This is a genomic window from Sulfurimicrobium lacus (assembly GCF_011764585.1).
GTDB classification, from domain to species: Bacteria; Pseudomonadota; Gammaproteobacteria; order Burkholderiales; family Sulfuricellaceae; genus Sulfurimicrobium; species Sulfurimicrobium lacus.
Window position 1 is genome coordinate 701,301 of sequence record NZ_AP022853.1, and the last position, 17,117, is coordinate 718,417.

Here is a 17,117-nt window from a genome sequence, read left to right on the forward strand (position 1 = left end):
GAAATGAAAATGCGATTTAAAAAATGGTGTCTGATGTTGCTGCTAGCGATCGCCACGCCGCTGCACGCCGCGCTGACCATCGAAATCACCGGCGGCGCCGGTAACCAGATTCCGCTGGCGATCGTGCCGTTCGCCGCGGAAAGCATGCTGCCGCAAAGCATGACCGCCATTGTTGGCTCCGACCTGGCGCGCAGCGGGCTGTTCCGGCTGGTGGACCCGGCGAGCCCGCAGCCGCCGCATGACCCGGCCGAAGTGCGCTATGCGGAGTGGACGGGAAAGGGCGCAGAGGGCCTGGTGATCGGCAGCATCTCCGCGCGCCCGGACGGCAAGCTCGACGTGCGTTTCCGCTTGATGGACGTGGTCAAGCAGGCGCAACTGGCGGGCTTCAGCTACACCATCACCCCGGCCCAGCTGCGTTCCACTGCTCACAAGATCGCCGATGTGATTTATGAAAAGCTGACCGGCGATGTCGGCGTGTTCAGCACGCAGATCGCCTACGTCGTCAAGAACGGCAAGCGCTTCGAGCTGCAGGTCGCGGACGCCGACGGCTACGGCGCGCAGACCGTCCTGGCTTCTCAGGAGCCGATCCTGTCGCCGGTCTGGTCGCCGGACGGCACGCGCCTGGCCTATGTTTCATTCGAACAGAAAAAACCGATCGTCTATGTGCAGAATCTGGTGAGCGGCGGACGCAAGCAGCTGGTCAGCGTCAAGGGCAGCGCCAGCGCGCCGGCCTGGTCGCCTGACGGGCGCAAGCTGGCAATCGCCCTGACGCGGGACGGCAATTCGCAGCTCTACATGGTCAACGCGGATGGCGGCAACCTGCAGCGCTGGAGCGCCAATTCCATCATCGACACCGAGCCGGATTTTTCGCCTGACGGCAAATGGATCATCTTTACCTCGGACCGTGGCGGCAGCGCGCAGATTTACCGCATGCCGGCGGTGGGCGGCGCGGCGCAGCGGCTGACCTTCGACGGCAGCTACAACGTTTCGCCCCATTTCAGCCCGGACGGCAAAAGCTTCGTCTTCATCCAGCGCCAGAGCGGCAAGTTCCATGTCGCCGTGCAGGATCTGGCCACCAGCCAGGTGCAGCTGCTGACCGACACGCCACAGGACGAATCGCCCAGCTTTGCGCCTAACGGCAAGATGATTATTTATGCTACGGAAATCAACCGCCGTGGCGTTTTGGCCGCAGTGTCCAGCGATGGGCGCGTGAAACAGCGGTTGTCAGTGCAGGCAGGAGATGTGCGAGAGCCTGCTTGGGGTCCTTTGTTAAAAAACCAGTAATTCTCAGGAGAGAAAAAAATGAAAAAAATGTTGTTTAGCGCGATTCTGTTGGGTTTGTTGTCTGCATGTGCAAGTACCGGCGATAAAGGCCAGACTGGCGCAGCGGTGGAAGATAAGAGCATGGGCCAGAAGGCCGATACACAAGGTGCGCAGCAGTCCACAGTGGCAGCCAATCCGCTTACCGATCCCAGCAACATTCTCTCCAAGCGCAGCACTTACTTCGATCTCGACAGCTTCAGCGTGAAAGACGAATACAAGCCCATGATCGAAGCGCATGCCCAGTACCTCAAGCAGCACAAAGATGCCAAGGTATTCGTGCAAGGCAATTGCGACGAGCGCGGCAGCCGCGAATACAACATCGCGCTGGGCCAGAAGCGTGCCGAGGCGGTGAGGAAAATGATGAGCGTGCTGGGCGTACCTGACAGCCAGATGGAAACCGTCAGCTTCGGCGAAGAAAAACCCAAGGCCGAAGGTCACGACGAAGCCGCCTGGGCGCAGAACCGCCGTACTGACATCGTCTACAAGGGCGAGTAATCGTGCGCAGGCTTGCTCTTTTGCCAGTCTTGCTGCTGGCGGGTGTTTGTCACGCGGGCTTGTTCACCGACGATGAGGCGCAGGCCAAAATCGTCGAACTGCAGGCCAAGCTGCAAGGCCTGGATGCCCGCGTCGCCAGCCAGGAACAAACCCAGCGCAGCCAGGGTCTGGACATCCTTTCCCAGATCGAGGCCGTGAAGGGCGAACTGGCCAAACTGCGCGGCCAGCTCGAAGAGCAGGCCCACGACATCGAAACCACCCAGAAGCGCCAGCGTGACCTGTATGTGGACCTGGACAGCCGTTTGCGCCTGCTCGAGCAGCGTGCGGCGACTCCGGCTCCTGCCCCAGCCCCCGCCGTGGAAGAAGTGAAACCCGGCAAGGGGAAAAAACAGGTGGGCAAAACAGCGCCCGTGCCGGTCACGCCGGTTGCTGCTGCTCCGGAAGACCCGGTGGCGGAGGGCAAGGCTTACGACCTGGCTTTCAACCTTTTCAAGGTGGGTAATTACCAGGGCGCCGTGATGGCGTTCCAGCAGTTCATTCAGGCTTACCCGCAAAGCCCGTTGGCATCCAGTTCGCAGTACTGGATCGGCAACTCCTACTTCAACCTCAAGGACTTCAAGTCCGCCATCGCCAGCCAGCAGACGCTGATCAGCCAGTATCCGAAAAGCCCCAAGGTGCCGGACGCGATGCTGAACATCGCCACCTGCCAGCAAAACATGGGCGACAGTGAAGCGGCGAAGAAATCCCTGGAAGAGCTGGTGGCCAAGTTCCCCTTGAGCGACGCGGGGGAGAAAGCCAAGAAACGCCTTGCAGCCGTGAAATGACGTGCTGAAAGTCAACGAGATTTTCTATTCCCTGCAGGGGGAGACCAGCCGCATCGGGTTGCCGACGGTGTTCGTGCGCCTTACCGGCTGCCCCCTGCGTTGCGGTTATTGCGATACCGCCTATGCCTTCAACGAAGGCGTCCCGCTGGAAATTCCCGCCATTCTCGAGCAGGTGGCGAGCTACCGTCCCAGATACGTGACGGTTACCGGCGGCGAACCGCTGGCGCAGAAGGAATGCCCCGCGCTGCTCGCCAGCTTGTGCGATGCGGGCTATTCCGTTTCGCTCGAAACCAGCGGCGCCCTGGATATCGGCAAGGTCGACGCACGCGTGTCGCGCATCGTGGACATCAAGACGCCGGCTTCCGGCGAGGTCGACAAGAACCGCTGGGCAAACCTGGCGCTGTTGACGCCGCACGACGAGCTCAAGTTCGTGATCTGCGATGAGGCGGATTACGTATGGGCGAAGCAGCAGCTGCTGGAGTGGCGCCTCAACGAGAAATGCCCGGTGCTGTTTTCCCCGGTGGCCGGGGACTTGCGGCCGGCCGATCTGGCGGACTGGATACTGCGCGACCGGCTCGACGTGAGATTCCAGCTGCAGTTGCACAAGCTGCTGTGGCGCGAGGATCGCGGACGGTGAAGAACGCAGTAGTATTGCTTTCCGGCGGGCTGGATTCCGCCACTACGCTGGCGATGGCGCGCAGCGAGGGGTTCGACTGCTATTGCCTGAGCCTGGACTACGGCCAGCGCCATCGCTCCGAACTGGCGGCGGCGGCGCGCGTGGCGGAGGCATTGGGCGCAAGCGCCCAGCGCACGCTGAAACTGGACCTGACCGTGTTCGGCGGTTCCGCCCTCACCGATGCCAGTATCGAGGTGCCGAGCGCCCCGGCATCCGGTATCCCCGTCACCTACGTGCCCGCGCGCAACACCATCATGCTTTCGCTGGCCATGGCCTGGGCGGAGGTATTGCAGAGCCGCGACATCTTCATCGGCGCCAATGCGGTCGACTACTCAGGCTATCCCGATTGCCGCCCGGAATACATCGCAGCTTTCCAGGACATGGCCAACCTGGCCACCAAGGCGGCATTGGAAGGGAATCCCACTACCATCCACGCACCGCTGATCCACCTCTCCAAAGCCGAGATCATCCGCCAGGGCATCGCGCTCGGGGTGGACTACGCGCTCACCGTCTCCTGCTACCAGGCCGACGCACAGGGGCGTGCCTGCGGGCGCTGCGATTCCTGCCGCCTGCGCAAGGCCGGCTTCGAACAGGCGGGCGTGCCCGATCCTACCCCTTATCTTTGATTGGTTTCAGTGTGCTGCTTCACGCTAAACGGCACACTAGTACGAATGTACTAACTATCGAATTTAATTGCACTTTTTCGTGTAATTCGATTGTGCTTTGCGTCAATTCGATTAAAATTCGCGCTATCAGACGCGTCTGCAATCTAAGAGGATTCAAGAAATGATTTACGAAAGTTTTGCGCCGGCACAGTCCTTTTTTCTCTGGGCCACATTCGGTATCGCCCTGGTCATGGGTGCGATGGTCAACAAGACCAATTTCTGCACCATGGGTGCGATATCCGACTGGGTCAACATGGGCGATACCGGCCGTATGCGCGCCTGGTTGCTGGCGATCGCCATCGCCATGCTGGGCGTGGTGGTGCTGGAGGCCAACGGCTTGATCAAGGCCGACGCCGCATTCCCGCCGTACCGCGCCAACCAGCTGGTATGGGCGGAAAACCTGCTGGGCGGGCTGATGTTCGGCGTCGGCATGACCCTGGCCTCGGGTTGCGGTAACAAGTGCCTGATCCGCATCGGTGGCGGCAATCTGAAATCGATCATGGTGCTCGCCATCATCGCCGTGATTGCTTATTACATGACCAACCCCTTTCCCAATTCCGACAAGACCCTGTTCACCGTGCTGTTCTACGACTGGCTGCGTCCCCTCGCCGTGACGTTGCAGACCAAGCAGGACCTGGGTTCGGTGTTTGCCGGCAGCGACAAGGCGACATCGGCGCGCCTCGCCATTGGACTGGTGCTTGGTCTGGGTCTGGCGGCTTTCGCCTTCAAATCGGAAGATTTCCGCTCCAACTCCGACCACATCCTGGGTGGCCTGGTGGTCGGGATTGCGGTCCTGGCGGCCTGGTACATTACCAGCAACGTGATGATGAGCGCCGACGGCCAGACCTACTCGTTGCAGAACTACGTGTCGGAGCAGTGGGACATGCTGGCCAAGCCGGAGGACGTCAAGCCGGCCGATAGCCGTCCGCTTTCGCCGCAGTCCTTCACCTTCATCAACCCCATGGGTCAGGCCTTCGGATATGTTTCCGCCGGGTTCAAGCCCGTTTCGCTGACTTTCGGCGTAATGGCCGTGGCCGGGGTGATTCTGGGTTCGCTGCTGTGGTCGTTGATTAGCCGCAGCTTCCGCATCGAGTGGTTCGCCAGCTTCAAGGATTTCGCCAACCACTTCGTCGGCGCGGTGCTGATGGGGTTCGGCGGCGTGCTGGCGATGGGCTGCACCATCGGCCAAGGGGTGACCGGCATTTCCACCCTGGCGATCGGCTCGTTCATCGCCTTTGCCGCGATTGTCGCCGGCAGCGCCGGGACCATGAAATACCAGTACTGGAAGATGATGCGCGAAGCGTGATAAGCGTGTGAACCAAGAAGGGCGCGGATACTTTGATGGTCTCCGCGCCCTTTGATGGTCTCCGCGCCCTTTGATGGTCTCCGCGCCCTTTGTGTTTAAGAGGCCTGCAATGCCTTGGGCAGCGGAAAGGAAATGTTTTCCGCTTTCCCGTCCAGTTCCGACACGTTTCCGGCGCCCAGCTCCTTGAGCCGCTCGATCACCTGCTGCACCAGCACATCCGGAGCCGAGGCGCCGGCCGTCACGCCCACGCATTTCTTGTCCTGCAGCCATGCTGCATCGAGCTGGCCGGCGTTGTCCACCATGTAGGCCGTTACGCCGATGTTCTGCGCCACTTCGCGCAGGCGGTTGGAATTCGAGCTGTTGGGCGACCCGACGACGATGACCAGGTCGCACGCGGTCGCCAGCGCCTTGACCGCATCCTGGCGGTTTTGCGTGGCGTAGCAGATGTCGTCCTTCTTTGGGCCAGTGATGGCGGGGAAGCGCTGCTTGAGCGCGGCGACGACCTTGCCGGCATCGTCCATGGACAGGGTGGTCTGGGTGACATAGGAGAGGTTGTCCGGGTCGCTCACTTCCAGCCTTGCGACGTCTTCCGGCGTTTCCACCAGGTACATGCCGCCTTCCGTCTGCCCCATGGTGCCTTCCACCTCGGGATGCCCCTTGTGCCCGATCATGACGATTTCCCTGCCCTGGGCGCGCATCCGTGCGACCTCGAGATGGACCTTGGTGACCAGCGGGCAGGTGGCGTCGAACACCTGCAGGCCGCGCGCTTCAGCTTCCGTTCTGACCGCCTGGGACACGCCGTGGGCGCTGAATACCAGCGTGCTGCCGGGCGGAACCTCGTCGAGGTTTTCGATGAAAATGGCACCCTTGGCGCGCAGGCATTCCACCACGAACTTGTTGTGCACCACCTCGTGGCGCACGTAAATCGGCGCGCCGAAGCCCTCCAGCGCGCGCTCGACGATGGCGATGGCGCGATCCACGCCAGCGCAGAATCCGCGCGGATTGGCTAACACGATTTCCATCAGGGCTCCAGAATATCCATGATCTTGACCTCGAAGACGACCGCACAACCGCTCAGCGGGTGATTGAAGTCCACCGTGGCGAAATCCTTGTTGGCGCTCTTGATCTGCCCGGCCAGCGTCTCGCCGTCGGGCAGTGCGAATTCGACCAGGCTGCCGATTTCGAGTTCCAGGTCGTCGAAGGCGTCGAGCGGCACGTCCATGACTTGCTCCGGGTTGGACAGGCCGAAAGCCTGCTCGGGCTCGAGGTTGAAGACGTAGCGTCGGCCGACTTCGAGGTCGATGAGGCAGGATTCCAGCTTGGCCTCGATTTCGCCCTCGCCCAGCTTGATCGTGACCGGATCGTCAGCGAACGTGTTCATGACTTCGGTGCCGTCGCCGGCGGACAGGCTGTAGTGCAGGGCGATGGTGTCGCCCCACAGTGCGGTGCGGGTCATGGTTTTCCGGCTCCGGGTTTGCGCAAGCTATCCCACACCAGCAGGATCACCCCGCCGGTAATGGCCATGTCGGCGACGTTGAAAGCCGGCCAGTGGTAGTTGCCGTAATAGAAATCGAGGAAGTCCACCACGTAACCCCAGTGGATGCGGTCGACCAGGTTGCCCAGCGCGCCGCCCAGCACCAGGCTCAGCGCCAGGCCGAACAGGGTTTGCCGGCCGTGCTTGCGCAGCAGGTGCAGGATCACGGCGGAAGCCAGTGCCGCGACGGTGATGAAGAACAGGCGCTGCCACCCGCCCGCCGCGGCGAGAAAACTGAACGCGGCGCCGCTGTTGTGGGCCAGCACCAGGTTGAAGTACGAAGTGACGGGACTGCTCTCGCCGAAGCTGAAAGCCTGCACGATCCAGTGCTTGGTCAACTGGTCGAGCACGATCACCAGCGCGCTGGGCACCAGCCACAGGCGCCAATCACGCATGGGAACGCGCCTCGCCCGAGCCGAACAGGTTGGCGTCGCAACGCCCGCACAGGGTCGGGTGTGCGGCGTTCTTGCCCACGTCGGCGCGGTAGTGCCAGCAGCGCTCGCATTTCTGGTGCGGGCTGGACGCGACCAAGACTTTTTCCTCGGCGGCCTGGACCAGTCTGGCCTGGGAAGTGATCAGCACGAAGCGCAGGTCGTCGTCCAGGCTCTGCAGCAAGCCAAACAGCTCGCCGCTGACCTGAACCTCGACCTCGGCCTGCAGCGAGGAACCGATCGCACCGGAAACCCGCACCGCCTCCAGCTCCTTGGTGACGCGAGCGCGGAAATCACGGATTTGCTGCCATTTCGCCAGCAGTTCGGTGCTTTCGGGAAGCGCCGGGAAGTCGTGCCAGGTGTGGAAAAACACGCTGTCGTCGGTTTTGCCGGTGAGCGCGCTCCACGCTTCCTCCGCGGTGAAGCTGAGAACCGGCGCCATCAGGCGCAGCAGGCTGTGGGTGACGTGGTAGAGCGCGTTTTGCGCCGCGCGGCGCGCCCTGGAGTCCTTGCCCGCGGTATAGAGGCGGTCTTTCAGGATGTCCAGGTAGAAGCCGCCCAGGTCTTCCGAGCAGAAAGCGGTGAGCTTCTGCGCCACCAGGTGGAATTCGTAGCGGCTGTAATCGGCCGCCACATCGTCCTGGAACGACTGTGCCAGCGCCAGGGCGTAGCGGTCGATTTCCAGCCAGTCCTCGACCGGCAGGGCGTGCTGCGCCGGGTCGAAGTCCGCCAGGTTGGCGAGCAGGAAGCGCAGCGTGTTGCGGATGCGGCGATAGCCCTCGGTCACGCGCTTGAGAATCTCGTCGGAGATGGTCAGTTCGCCGGAGTAGTCGGTGCTCGCCACCCACAGGCGCAGGATGTCCGCACCCAGCGTGTCCATTACCTTCTGCGGCGCGACCACGTTGCCCTTGGACTTGCTCATCTTGTGGCCGTTGCCATCCACCACGAAACCGTGGGTGAGCAGCGCCTTGTAGGGCGCATGGCCGTCGGTGGCGCAGCCGGTGAGGAGCGAGGACTGGAACCAGCCGCGATGCTGGTCGGAGCCTTCCAGGTACAGGTCGGCGGGGTGGGCCAGGTAGTCGCGCCGTTTCAGCACGCAGGCGTGGCTCGAACCGGAATCGAACCACACGTCGAGGGTGTCGCTCACCTTCTTGTAGGTGGCGGCATCGGCGCCCAGCAGTTCTGTAGCGTCGAGGCTGAACCAGGCCTCGATGCCCTGTTGCTCCACGCGCTGGGCCACCTGCTCCAGCAGTTCCTGGGTGCGCGGGTGCAGCGCGCCCGATTCCTTGTGTACGAACAGCGGCATCGGCACGCCCCAGTTGCGCTGGCGCGACACGCACCAGTCGGGGCGGTTCTTGATCATGGCCTCCAGCCGGGCGCGTCCCCATGAGGGGAAGAACTCGGTGTTCTCGACGGCTTTCATCGCCGCCTCCCTCAAGGTGGCTGACTGACCGCTGACAACTGATCGCTGACGGCTGATATTCATGCCGATGAACCACTGATGCGTGGCGCGGAAAATGATCGGCGTCTTGTGGCGCCAGCAGTGGGGATAGCTGTGCAGCAGCTTCTCGTTCTTGAGCAGCGAGCCGTTGGTGTTGAGGATTTCCAAGACCGTTTTATTTGCCGCCCAGATGGACTGGCCGCCGACCAGCGGGGTGCGCTCGAAGAACTTGCCGTCGTCGCCCACCGGGCAATCGACGGCCAGCTTGTATTTGCTGCCGATCACATAGTCGTCCTGGCCGTGAGCCGGGGCCGTATGCACCAGCCCGGTACCGGCGTCGAGGGTCACATGTTCGCCGCAGATGATGGGCACAACGCGCTCGTAGAACGGGTGCTGCAACTGCAGGTGCTCCAGCGCGGCACCCTTGACCACCGCCACCACTTCGACGGCCTCGAAACCATAGCGCTGGATGCAGGCCTCGGCCAGATCGTGCGCCAGGATGAGGATGCCTTTCGGCGTCTGGACCAGGTCGTAGTCGAATTCGGGATGGACGGAAACGGCCTGGTTGGCGGGCAGGGTCCATGGCGTGGTGGTCCAGATCACCGCGTAAACCGGCTGTGATGGGATCTTCATGCCGAGCGCTTGGGCCAGCGCGGCGACATCTTTCACCGCAAAGGCCACGTCGATGGCGGGCGAAGTCTTGTCCTCGTATTCCACCTCGGCTTCCGCCAGCGCCGAGCCGCAGTCGATGCACCAGTGCACCGGCTTCTGCCCCTGGTAGAGGTAGCCGTTGGCGTGGATGCGTCCGAGGGTGCGCATGATGTCGGCTTCGAACTTGAAATCCATGGTGCGGTAGGGATCGTCCCACTCGCCCAGCACACCGAGGCGGATGAAGTCGGCCTTTTGGCGCTCGATCTGCGACTGCGCATAATCGCGGCACAGTTCGCGGAAGCGGGAGGCGGGAATTTCCTTGCCGTGCTGCTTCTCCACCTGCAGTTCGATCGGCAGGCCGTGGCAGTCCCAGCCCGGCACATAGGGTGCATCGAAACCGGCCAGGGTCTTGGAGCGGACGATGATGTCCTTGAGGATCTTGTTGACCGCGTGGCCGATGTGGATGTCGCCGTTGGCATAGGGCGGGCCGTCGTGCAGCACGAACTTGGGGCGGCCCGCGCTGGCGGCGCGGATGCGCTGGTAGAGTTTTTTATCCTGCCACTGCTTGACCCACGCCGGCTCGCGCTTGGCGAGATCGCCGCGCATCGGGAAGGGCGTGTCGGGCAAGTTCAGTGTGTCTTTGTAATCAGCCATTTATCGGGTTCCAAAATACCGTTTTGCGTTGGCCACGTCGGCTGCGATTTGCGCTGTCAGCGTTTCCAGGTTGGGGAATTTCATTTCGTCGCGCAGCTTGTGCAGGAAATCCACCCGCACGTGCCGGTTGTAAATCTGCTGGTCGAAGTTGAACAGGTGCACTTCCAGCGTCGGCAAGCCGTTGTTCATCACCGTCGGGCGCACGCCCAGGCTGGCCGCACCCTGCAGCGCCTGGTCGCCAAGCCCCTCCACCTCGACCGCGAAAATGCCCCACAGCGGCGGACGGTTGTGCTTGAGCTGGATGTTGGCAGTCGGGAAGCCGATCTTGTGCCCCAGGCTTTCGCCATGCTCCACCCGCCCGCTGATGCTGTAAGGGCGGCCCAGCAGCGCGCGCGCCAGGTCGAGGTCGCCGCCGGCCAGTGCTTCCCGCACCGCAGTGCTGGAAACGCGCAGACCCGCCGCCATGACGCTGTGCATGGACTCCACTTCAAAACCGAGCCGGGCGCCGGACGCTTGCAGCAGATCGAAGTCGCCCGCGCGCTTGGCGCCGAAGCGGAAATCGTCGCCGATCAGCGCCCAGCGCGTTTGCAAGCGATGGTGCAGCATTTCAGTGACGAACTCGCCCGCGTCGATGCTGGCAAAGCGCTTGTTGAAGGGGCAGATGAACACCCGGTCTACGCCGTATTCGGCGAACAGCTGCAGTTTCTCGCGCAGGCTGGTGAGACGGGTAGGCGCCTGGTCCGGGGTGAAGAATTCGCGCGGATGCGGCTCGAACGTCATCACGCACGCCGGCAGGCCGCGCTTCCTGGCGGCCTCTTCCATGCGTTCGAGCATCGCCTGATGGCCCAGATGGACGCCGTCGAAATTGCCGATGGTCAGGGCAATCGGCGTCTCGCTGGCGGGAATTCCTCGGAAAATCAGCATAATCGGTCAAACAAAAGAGGGAATTATACGCACTCCGGGGCTAAATGAAAAAGCGCGGGGCCGTAGAGGCGTGTGTCGCCTGATTCGATGGGGTGGAATGCGCTTTGCGCATGGTGATTGGGAGCCGGGGCCGCCCGGCAATCAAACACGGTGCGCGGAGCGCATCCAACAGCAACTAAATCAAACCATGCGGCGCAATGCCCGTTGGTTATTGCGCCCTACGCGGGCTAGTGGTTGATATGCGACGAAAAATCGCAAACACCAAAGTTGAAAACAAAAAATAGATGAGCAGCATTCCGATTGCCCTTGCCGGGAAATTTATGTCGATTGGAATATGTCCAGTGTCTGAGGGTAAGCCCGCGAGTTCTGCCCGTGTCTTTAAGCGAAGAACATCGAGCCAATAAGACAGGTATACAAGTGCCGGCCAAATGAATGTGGAATAAAAAACAATACGAGGGTGGCGGAGCAATTTCATCAAGTAAGCAACGGCAACTGCCATTAGAAGAGTGTTTGGAACCGCCAAGATAGAAAGCATAGTAGCCGTCACGATGTACTCCGCCCCTATGTTGTAGAGGTAGGAGTCAATGTCCTTTATGAACGGGATGAGCCATTTGAGATACGTTACGGGCAAAGAAATTATGGGAGCTATCAGAACCAAGTAGCCCAACGACGCACCAGAAAGCGCAGCGATTAAAGGCCTTAGCAGGCGGTATGCTTGGCTAGACATAACGTGATGTGCACTCCGATCGTTTATATACCATCTGACGGTCTGACCTAGCCCGCTATTCCACCGCGCGCTTGACGAAATCCCTGGGGTGTATCCCCACCAGCAACAGCGTGGCGAAATAAGCGCCCGCACCCGCCACTACCACCCAAGTCAGATGCAGCGCCCGCGACACGATGCCCCCGCTCAACCACGCCGCTTCCGGCCCCATGGCGAACCACAGCGCCGCCCCCATTGCCGCCAGCGCCACACCCAGCTTGAGCATGAACACCATCCAGCCCGGCTGCGGCTGGAAGATGTTGTGGCGACGCAGCTGGTAGTACAGCAGGCCGGCGTTGAGGCAGGCGCCGAGGCCGATCGAGAGTGCCAGCCCGGCGTGGTGCAGTTTCCAGATGAAGGCGAGGTTCATGGCCTGGGTGGCGAGCAGGGTGAAAATGGCGATTTTCACCGGGGTCTTGATGTTCTGGCGGGAATAGAAGCCAGGCGCCAGCACCTTGACCATGATCAGGCCGAGCAGGCCGGCGCTGTAGGCCATCAGGGCCTCGCGCGTCATCCACAGGTCGTGGGCGGTGAACTTGCCGTAGTAGAACAGGGTGGAAATCAGCGGCACGGCGAGTATCGCCAGAGCCAGCGCGGCGGGCAGGGCGAGCATCAGCGTCAGGCGCAGGCCCCAGTCGAGCAGGCTGGAGAATTGCTCGGGCGAGTCGTCGGCGTAGTGCTTGGCGAGGGAGGGCAGGAGGATGGTGCCGAGCGCCACGCCGAGGATGCCGGTGGGGAATTCCATCAGGCGGTCGGCGTAATAGAGCCAGGACACGCTGCCGGTTTCGAGGAAAGAGGCGAAGATGGTGTTGATCAGGAGGCTGATCTGGGCGATAGAGACGCCGAACACTGCCGGCCCCATGAGCTTCATGACGCGCCACACGCCCTCGTCGTGCAGGTTGAGGCGGAATCTCGGGAGGAAGCCGATTTTTGCCAGGTAGGGCAGCTGTACGCCGAGCTGCAGCACGCCGCCGAGTAGCACCGCCACCGCCAGCGCCATGACCGGCGGGTGCATGTAGGGCGCCAGCCACAGCGCGCAGGCGATGAAGGACAGGTTGAGCAGCACCGGGGTGAAGGCGGGCACCGAGAACTTGCTGTAGGTGTTGAGCACGCCGCCGGCCAGCGACACCAGCGAGATGAAGAAGATGTAGGGGAAGATGTAGCGCAGCAGTTGTACCGTGAGGTCGAATTTCTCCGCGTCGGCGGAGAAACCCGGTGCGCTGATGTAGATCACCGCCGGCGCGGCGAGTATGCCGATCAGGCTGACGCCCACCAGCACCAGCCCGAGAAAGGTTGCCACATGGTCGATCAGGTCGCGTGTGGCGTCGTGGCCGCGTCGCGTCTTGTACTCGGCGAGGATGGGAACGAAGGCCTGGGAAAAGGCGCCCTCGGCGAACAGGCGGCGCATCATGTTGGGCAGCTTGAAAGCGACGAAGAAGGCGTCGGTGTAGAGGCCGGCGCCGAAGGCACGGGCGATGATGGTGTCGCGCAGGAACCCGAGAATTCTTGAGAGCAGGGTCATGCTGCCGATGGTGGCGAGGGCTTTGAGCAGGTTCATTATTCAGCAGGCCGCGCGGCGGAATGTTCGCCGGCTTCTAAGGAGAGTAGGTTCAAATGCCGAAACCTTCGGCATCCATGCGGATTTTGAAAGCCTGGGCGATGGCCGGCCCGGTGACGAGGAGAGTGCTTTCCGTGGGCCAGTTGGCCGGCTTCATCCGCACGATCCAGCCCGCCCCATAGGGGTCTTGGTTGATCAGGGCGGGGTTGGCTTCCACTTCCTCGTTGATGGCGACGATCTCGCCGCTGATCGGCGATTTCATCGAGTCGACCCATTTGCCCGACTCGAGGGTGGCGACCGCGCGGTTGAGCTCGATCTCGCGGCCGGGGCGTTTCGGCATGCACGACACGATTTCGCCCGCCAGCGCCAGACCGAAGGAAGTCGCGCCCAGCGTGACCGTGCCGTCCGCCTCGAGGCGCGCCCACACGTTGTGTTCGACGCTGTAGAAATAATCGTCGGGAAAATCGCAGCCGCGGATCGTTGCCATCGCGTCGTTATGCGGGAAACACGCCGGTGGAGAGGTAGCGGTCGCCGCGGTCGCACACGATGGAGACGATCACCGCGTTTTCCACCTGGGACGAGACTTCGAGCGCCGCCACCAGGGCGCCGCCGGAAGAGATGCCGGCGAAGATGCCTTCTTCCCGCGCCAGGCGGCGGGTCATTTCTTCCGCGTCGGTCTGCGAGACTTCGACGATGCGGTCGACGCGGCTGAAATCGCAGATTTTGGGCAGGTAGTCCAGCGGCCATTTGCGGATGCCGGGGATCTGCGAGCCGTCGGTCGGCTGGGCGCCGATGATCTGCACGTCCGGGTTCTGCTCCTTGAGGTAGCGCGAGCAGCCCATGATGGTGCCGGTGGTGCCCATGCTGCTGACGAAATGGGTGATGGTGCCTTGCGTGTCGCGCCAGATTTCCGGCCCGGTACCCTCGTAATGCGCGAGCGGGTTGTCGGGGCTGGAGAACTGGTCGAGGATGATGCCCTGGCCTTCCGCCCGCATCCGGCTGGCGGTGTCGATGGCCGCTTCCATGCCGCCGGTGCGGGGCGTGAGGACGATTTCCGCGCCGAAGGCGCGCATCACCTGGCGGCGCTCCACGCTCATGTGCTCCGGCATCACCAGCACCATCCTGTAGCCGCGCATCGACGCCGCCATGGCCAGAGCGATGCCGGTGTTGCCGCTGGTGGCCTCGATCAGGGTGTCGCCCGGCTTGATCTCGCCGCGCGCTTCGGCGTGCACGATCATGGACAGCGCCGGACGGTCTTTCACCGAGCCGGCAGGATTGTTGCCTTCCAGTTTGACCAGCACGGTATTGGAGGTGTTGCCGGGAATGCGTTTCAGCTGGACCAGCGGCGTATTGCCGACGAAATCTTCGATGGTTTTATACATTTTGTTCCTGGATGAAACTCTGGTAGAGGTGATCGCAATCGGCGACGACTCCCGCCATGGCGATGCAGTTCTTGCCGTGAGACTTGGCATATTTCACGGCGCGACCCGCGCGGGCGTAGTAGGCGTCGCGCTTTTCGTCCGGTTGCAGCAGGGCGACGCCGAAACTGGCGGTGAGCGGGCGCAACAGGGGCAATATCAGCATGCTCTCGAGGTCCATGCGCAGCCGCTCCGCCACGATCATGGCGCCCATCTCGTTGGTTTCCGGCAGCAGCACCGCGAACTCCTGCCCGCCGTAACGCGCTACCAGATCGAGGGTACGCGTTGCGCCGTTGAGAATGGTGGCGACATGCTGCAGCAACTCGTCGCCCACCTTGCGGCCGAATTCGTCATTGATCTTGCCGAACTCGTCCAGGTCGATCAGTACCAGCGCCAGTGGGCGGCGGTAACGTTCCCAGCGCTGGATTTCCTCGCTCACCCGGGCGTCGAGCAATTTCAGGTTGGCCAGGCCGGTGAGACCGTCGTTGCGCTTGAGCGTGGCAATCTCCTCCTGCAGTTTTTCCAGGGTGTGATTGCGCTTCGAGACCTGCTTGCGGGCGTCGTCCAGTTCCTGGTTGAGGCGTTCGTTGTCGCTGCTGAGCGACTCGAAGGCGGAGATGTCCAGTTCGGCCGCCAGCAGGAACAACTGGTTGCGGCGGTAGACCGTGCCGGCGAAGGCGCGCGTGATGCCGTGGCCGATGTGCAGGTTGATCAGGCCGGTGTAAACCAGGCCTGTTTCGTCCGGTTGCATCCTTAGCAGTGCTTCGAAGGTCGGCTCGGCGATGCGTTGCGTTGCGTTGTAGCCAGCCTCAGGACTCAGGGTGAAACGGAACCCTTCGTTGGCCTCGATCAAATCGCCGTTGCTGTCGAACATGGCGACAGCGACGGCGCGCAGCGGGTCGAGCCAAGGTGGAATGAAAGCAAAACGGGCCGTATTCAAGTGCGAACGTTCCTTAGTTTGGGTGGCAAAGTCGCAGGCTGTTCATTATGCCCGTTTTTTTTCGGCTTAAATAGAAAAGCCCCGCTGTGGGCGGGGCTTGGCACGAACGGATGGAGCTTACTTGCCGGCTTTATTGGTGCCGGCCTTCACGTCGGCGGCCTTGGTTCCTGCGGCCTTGGCATCCGAGGCTTTTACGTTGGCGGATTTTGCGCCGCCCACCGTGACTTCGGCGCGCAATTTGTTCACGCTGGGTTTGCCAAACCCGGTCACTTTCTGGAGGTCGTCGACACTTTTGAACGGGCCGTTCTTGGTGCGGTACTCGATGATCGCCTTGGCCTTGACCGGGCCGATGCCTTTCACGCTTTCCAGTTGCGCCTGGGTGGCAGCATTAAGATCAATCGGGGCGCCGGCGAACGCCAGACCCATGAAGACAAGCCACGCAAACACGACAAGCAGGAATTTTTTCATCGTTATCTCCAGATAAGTAAATCGGCCTCTTACTTCTGCAGCAGGTAATCGACGTAGCGTTCCACGCCCTGTTCGACGGTGTAGAGCGGCGTGTCGTAGCCGGCGTCGCGCAGCGCCGAAATGTCGGCCTGGGTGAAGCTCTGGTACTTGCCCTTGAGCGCTTCAGGGAAGGCGACGTATTCGACGATGCCCTGCTGCTGTAGCTGCGCCAGCGTCAGGGCGACTTCTCCCTTAGCCTTGCGGCAGGCGTTGACGGCGGCCACGGCGACGTCGTTGAACGCCTGGCTACGGCCGGTGCCGAGGTTGAAAATGCCGGACTGGTCGGGGTGGTCGAGGAACCACATGTTGATCTTGACCACGTCTTCCACCGAGACGAAATCGCGCCGCTGCTCGCCGTTGGCGTAGCCTTCGCAGCCTTCGAACAGCTTGACCTTGCCTTCCGCCTGGTACTGGTTGAAGAAGTGGAAGGCCACCGAGGCCATGCGGCCCTTGTGCTGTTCGCGCGGACCGTACACGTTGAAGTAGCGGAAGCCGACGATCTGGCCGGTCTTTTCCGCCCACATGCGGCGCACGTACTGGTCGAAGAGGAATTTGGAGTAGCCGTAGACGTTGAGCGGGCCTTCGTATTCGCGCGACTCCTTGAAGATGCTGCCAGCACCGTACACGCTGGCGGAGGAGGCGTAGAGGAAGGGGACTTCCTCGTTCTGGCAGTGTTCGAGCAGGGACACGGTGTAGCGGTAGTTGTTCTCCATCATGTAGCGTCCGTCGGTCTCCATGGTGTCGGAGCACGCGCCTTCATGGAACACGGCCTGCATGGAGTCGTCGAACGCCCCGTCCAGCACCGCGTCGAGGAAGTCTTCCTTGTCCATGTAGTCCGCGATTTCGCAGTCCACCAGGTTCTTGAACTTGTCCGCCTTTTTCAGGTTGTCCACCGCGATGATGTTGGTCTCGCCGCGCTCGTTGAGGGCCTTGACGATGTTGGCGCCGATAAAGCCCATGGCGCCGGTGACGATGTAGTACATGTGTTTATCCTTTTTAAGTAATCA

General features: G+C 61.9%; 17 protein-coding genes. 6 read left to right on the forward strand and 11 right to left on the reverse strand.

From position 1 onward, the window contains the following. Positions 1–9: 9 nt before the first annotated feature. From tolB to SKTS_RS03615, 6 genes are all read left to right on the forward strand, one after another. The gene (gene tolB / locus SKTS_RS03590; RefSeq protein ID WP_173060440.1) at positions 10–1,284 is read left to right on the forward strand and encodes a Tol-Pal system beta propeller repeat protein TolB; all 1,275 of its coding nucleotides are present in this window, start codon (positions 10–12) and stop codon (positions 1,282–1,284) included. A gap of 18 nt (positions 1,285–1,302) precedes the next feature. Beyond that, on the forward strand, positions 1,303–1,818 hold the full coding sequence (gene pal, locus SKTS_RS03595; RefSeq protein WP_173060443.1) for a peptidoglycan-associated lipoprotein Pal: 516 nt from the start codon (positions 1,303–1,305) through the stop codon (positions 1,816–1,818). A 2-nt stretch (positions 1,819–1,820) separates the two neighbouring features. Then, the gene (gene ybgF / locus SKTS_RS03600) at positions 1,821–2,642 is read left to right on the forward strand and encodes a tol-pal system protein YbgF (RefSeq protein ID WP_173060446.1); all 822 of its coding nucleotides are present in this window, start codon (positions 1,821–1,823) and stop codon (positions 2,640–2,642) included. Position 2,643: 1 nt separating this feature from the next. Next, positions 2,644–3,279: a 7-carboxy-7-deazaguanine synthase QueE gene (gene queE / locus SKTS_RS03605; protein WP_173060449.1), complete on the forward strand. Its 636-nt coding sequence runs from the start codon at positions 2,644–2,646 to the stop codon at positions 3,277–3,279. After that, positions 3,276–3,944, forward strand: coding sequence for a 7-cyano-7-deazaguanine synthase QueC (gene queC / locus SKTS_RS03610; protein ID WP_244617429.1), 669 nt, complete (start codon positions 3,276–3,278; stop codon positions 3,942–3,944). The genes queE and queC overlap by 4 nt, the downstream gene beginning before the upstream one ends. A gap of 160 nt (positions 3,945–4,104) precedes the next feature. Beyond that, complete coding sequence (locus SKTS_RS03615; protein WP_173060456.1) at positions 4,105–5,289, forward strand: YeeE/YedE family protein; 1,185 nt, start codon at positions 4,105–4,107, stop codon at positions 5,287–5,289. 95 nt (positions 5,290–5,384) lie between these two features. On the opposite strand, the gene ispH is transcribed toward SKTS_RS03615, so the two are convergent. The 11 genes from ispH to rfaD form a co-directional block, all read right to left on the reverse strand. Continuing rightward, positions 5,385–6,311, reverse strand: coding sequence for a 4-hydroxy-3-methylbut-2-enyl diphosphate reductase (gene ispH, locus SKTS_RS03620; protein ID WP_173060460.1), 927 nt, complete (start codon positions 6,309–6,311; stop codon positions 5,385–5,387). Next, on the reverse strand, positions 6,311–6,745 hold the full coding sequence (locus SKTS_RS03625) for an FKBP-type peptidyl-prolyl cis-trans isomerase (RefSeq protein WP_173060462.1): 435 nt from the start codon (positions 6,743–6,745) through the stop codon (positions 6,311–6,313). Before SKTS_RS03625 ends, ispH begins: the two co-directional genes overlap by 1 nt. Continuing rightward, positions 6,742–7,218 (reverse strand): signal peptidase II, encoded by a 477-nt coding sequence (gene lspA, locus SKTS_RS03630; protein WP_173060465.1) that lies wholly within the window; start codon positions 7,216–7,218, stop codon positions 6,742–6,744. Before lspA ends, SKTS_RS03625 begins: the two co-directional genes overlap by 4 nt. Further along, positions 7,211–10,000: an isoleucine--tRNA ligase gene (ileS, locus tag SKTS_RS03635; RefSeq protein ID WP_173060468.1), complete on the reverse strand. Its 2,790-nt coding sequence runs from the start codon at positions 9,998–10,000 to the stop codon at positions 7,211–7,213. Before ileS ends, lspA begins: the two co-directional genes overlap by 8 nt. After that, positions 10,001–10,924 carry a bifunctional riboflavin kinase/FAD synthetase gene (locus tag SKTS_RS03640; RefSeq protein WP_173060471.1) on the reverse strand — a complete coding sequence of 308 codons (924 nt, stop codon included), beginning with the start codon at positions 10,922–10,924 and terminating at the stop codon, positions 10,001–10,003. A 782-nt stretch (positions 10,925–11,706) separates the two neighbouring features. After that, complete coding sequence (gene murJ / locus SKTS_RS03645) at positions 11,707–13,245, reverse strand: murein biosynthesis integral membrane protein MurJ (RefSeq protein ID WP_173060474.1); 1,539 nt, start codon at positions 13,243–13,245, stop codon at positions 11,707–11,709. A 52-nt stretch (positions 13,246–13,297) separates the two neighbouring features. Then, complete coding sequence (locus SKTS_RS03650; protein ID WP_173060477.1) at positions 13,298–13,732, reverse strand: biotin/lipoyl attachment domain-containing protein; 435 nt, start codon at positions 13,730–13,732, stop codon at positions 13,298–13,300. A 7-nt stretch (positions 13,733–13,739) separates the two neighbouring features. After that, a complete protein-coding gene (cysM, locus tag SKTS_RS03655) occupies positions 13,740–14,627 on the reverse strand; it encodes a cysteine synthase CysM (RefSeq protein WP_173060480.1) in 888 nt (295 codons plus the stop codon). Further along, on the reverse strand, positions 14,620–15,603 hold the full coding sequence (locus SKTS_RS03660; protein ID WP_173060483.1) for a GGDEF domain-containing protein: 984 nt from the start codon (positions 15,601–15,603) through the stop codon (positions 14,620–14,622). The genes cysM and SKTS_RS03660 overlap by 8 nt, the downstream gene beginning before the upstream one ends. 117 nt (positions 15,604–15,720) lie before the next feature. After that, on the reverse strand, positions 15,721–16,071 hold the full coding sequence (locus tag SKTS_RS03665) for a ComEA family DNA-binding protein (RefSeq protein WP_173060486.1): 351 nt from the start codon (positions 16,069–16,071) through the stop codon (positions 15,721–15,723). 29 nt (positions 16,072–16,100) lie between these two features. Beyond that, a complete protein-coding gene (gene rfaD / locus SKTS_RS03670; RefSeq protein WP_173060489.1) occupies positions 16,101–17,093 on the reverse strand; it encodes an ADP-glyceromanno-heptose 6-epimerase in 993 nt (330 codons plus the stop codon). Positions 17,094–17,117 lie beyond the last annotated feature (24 nt).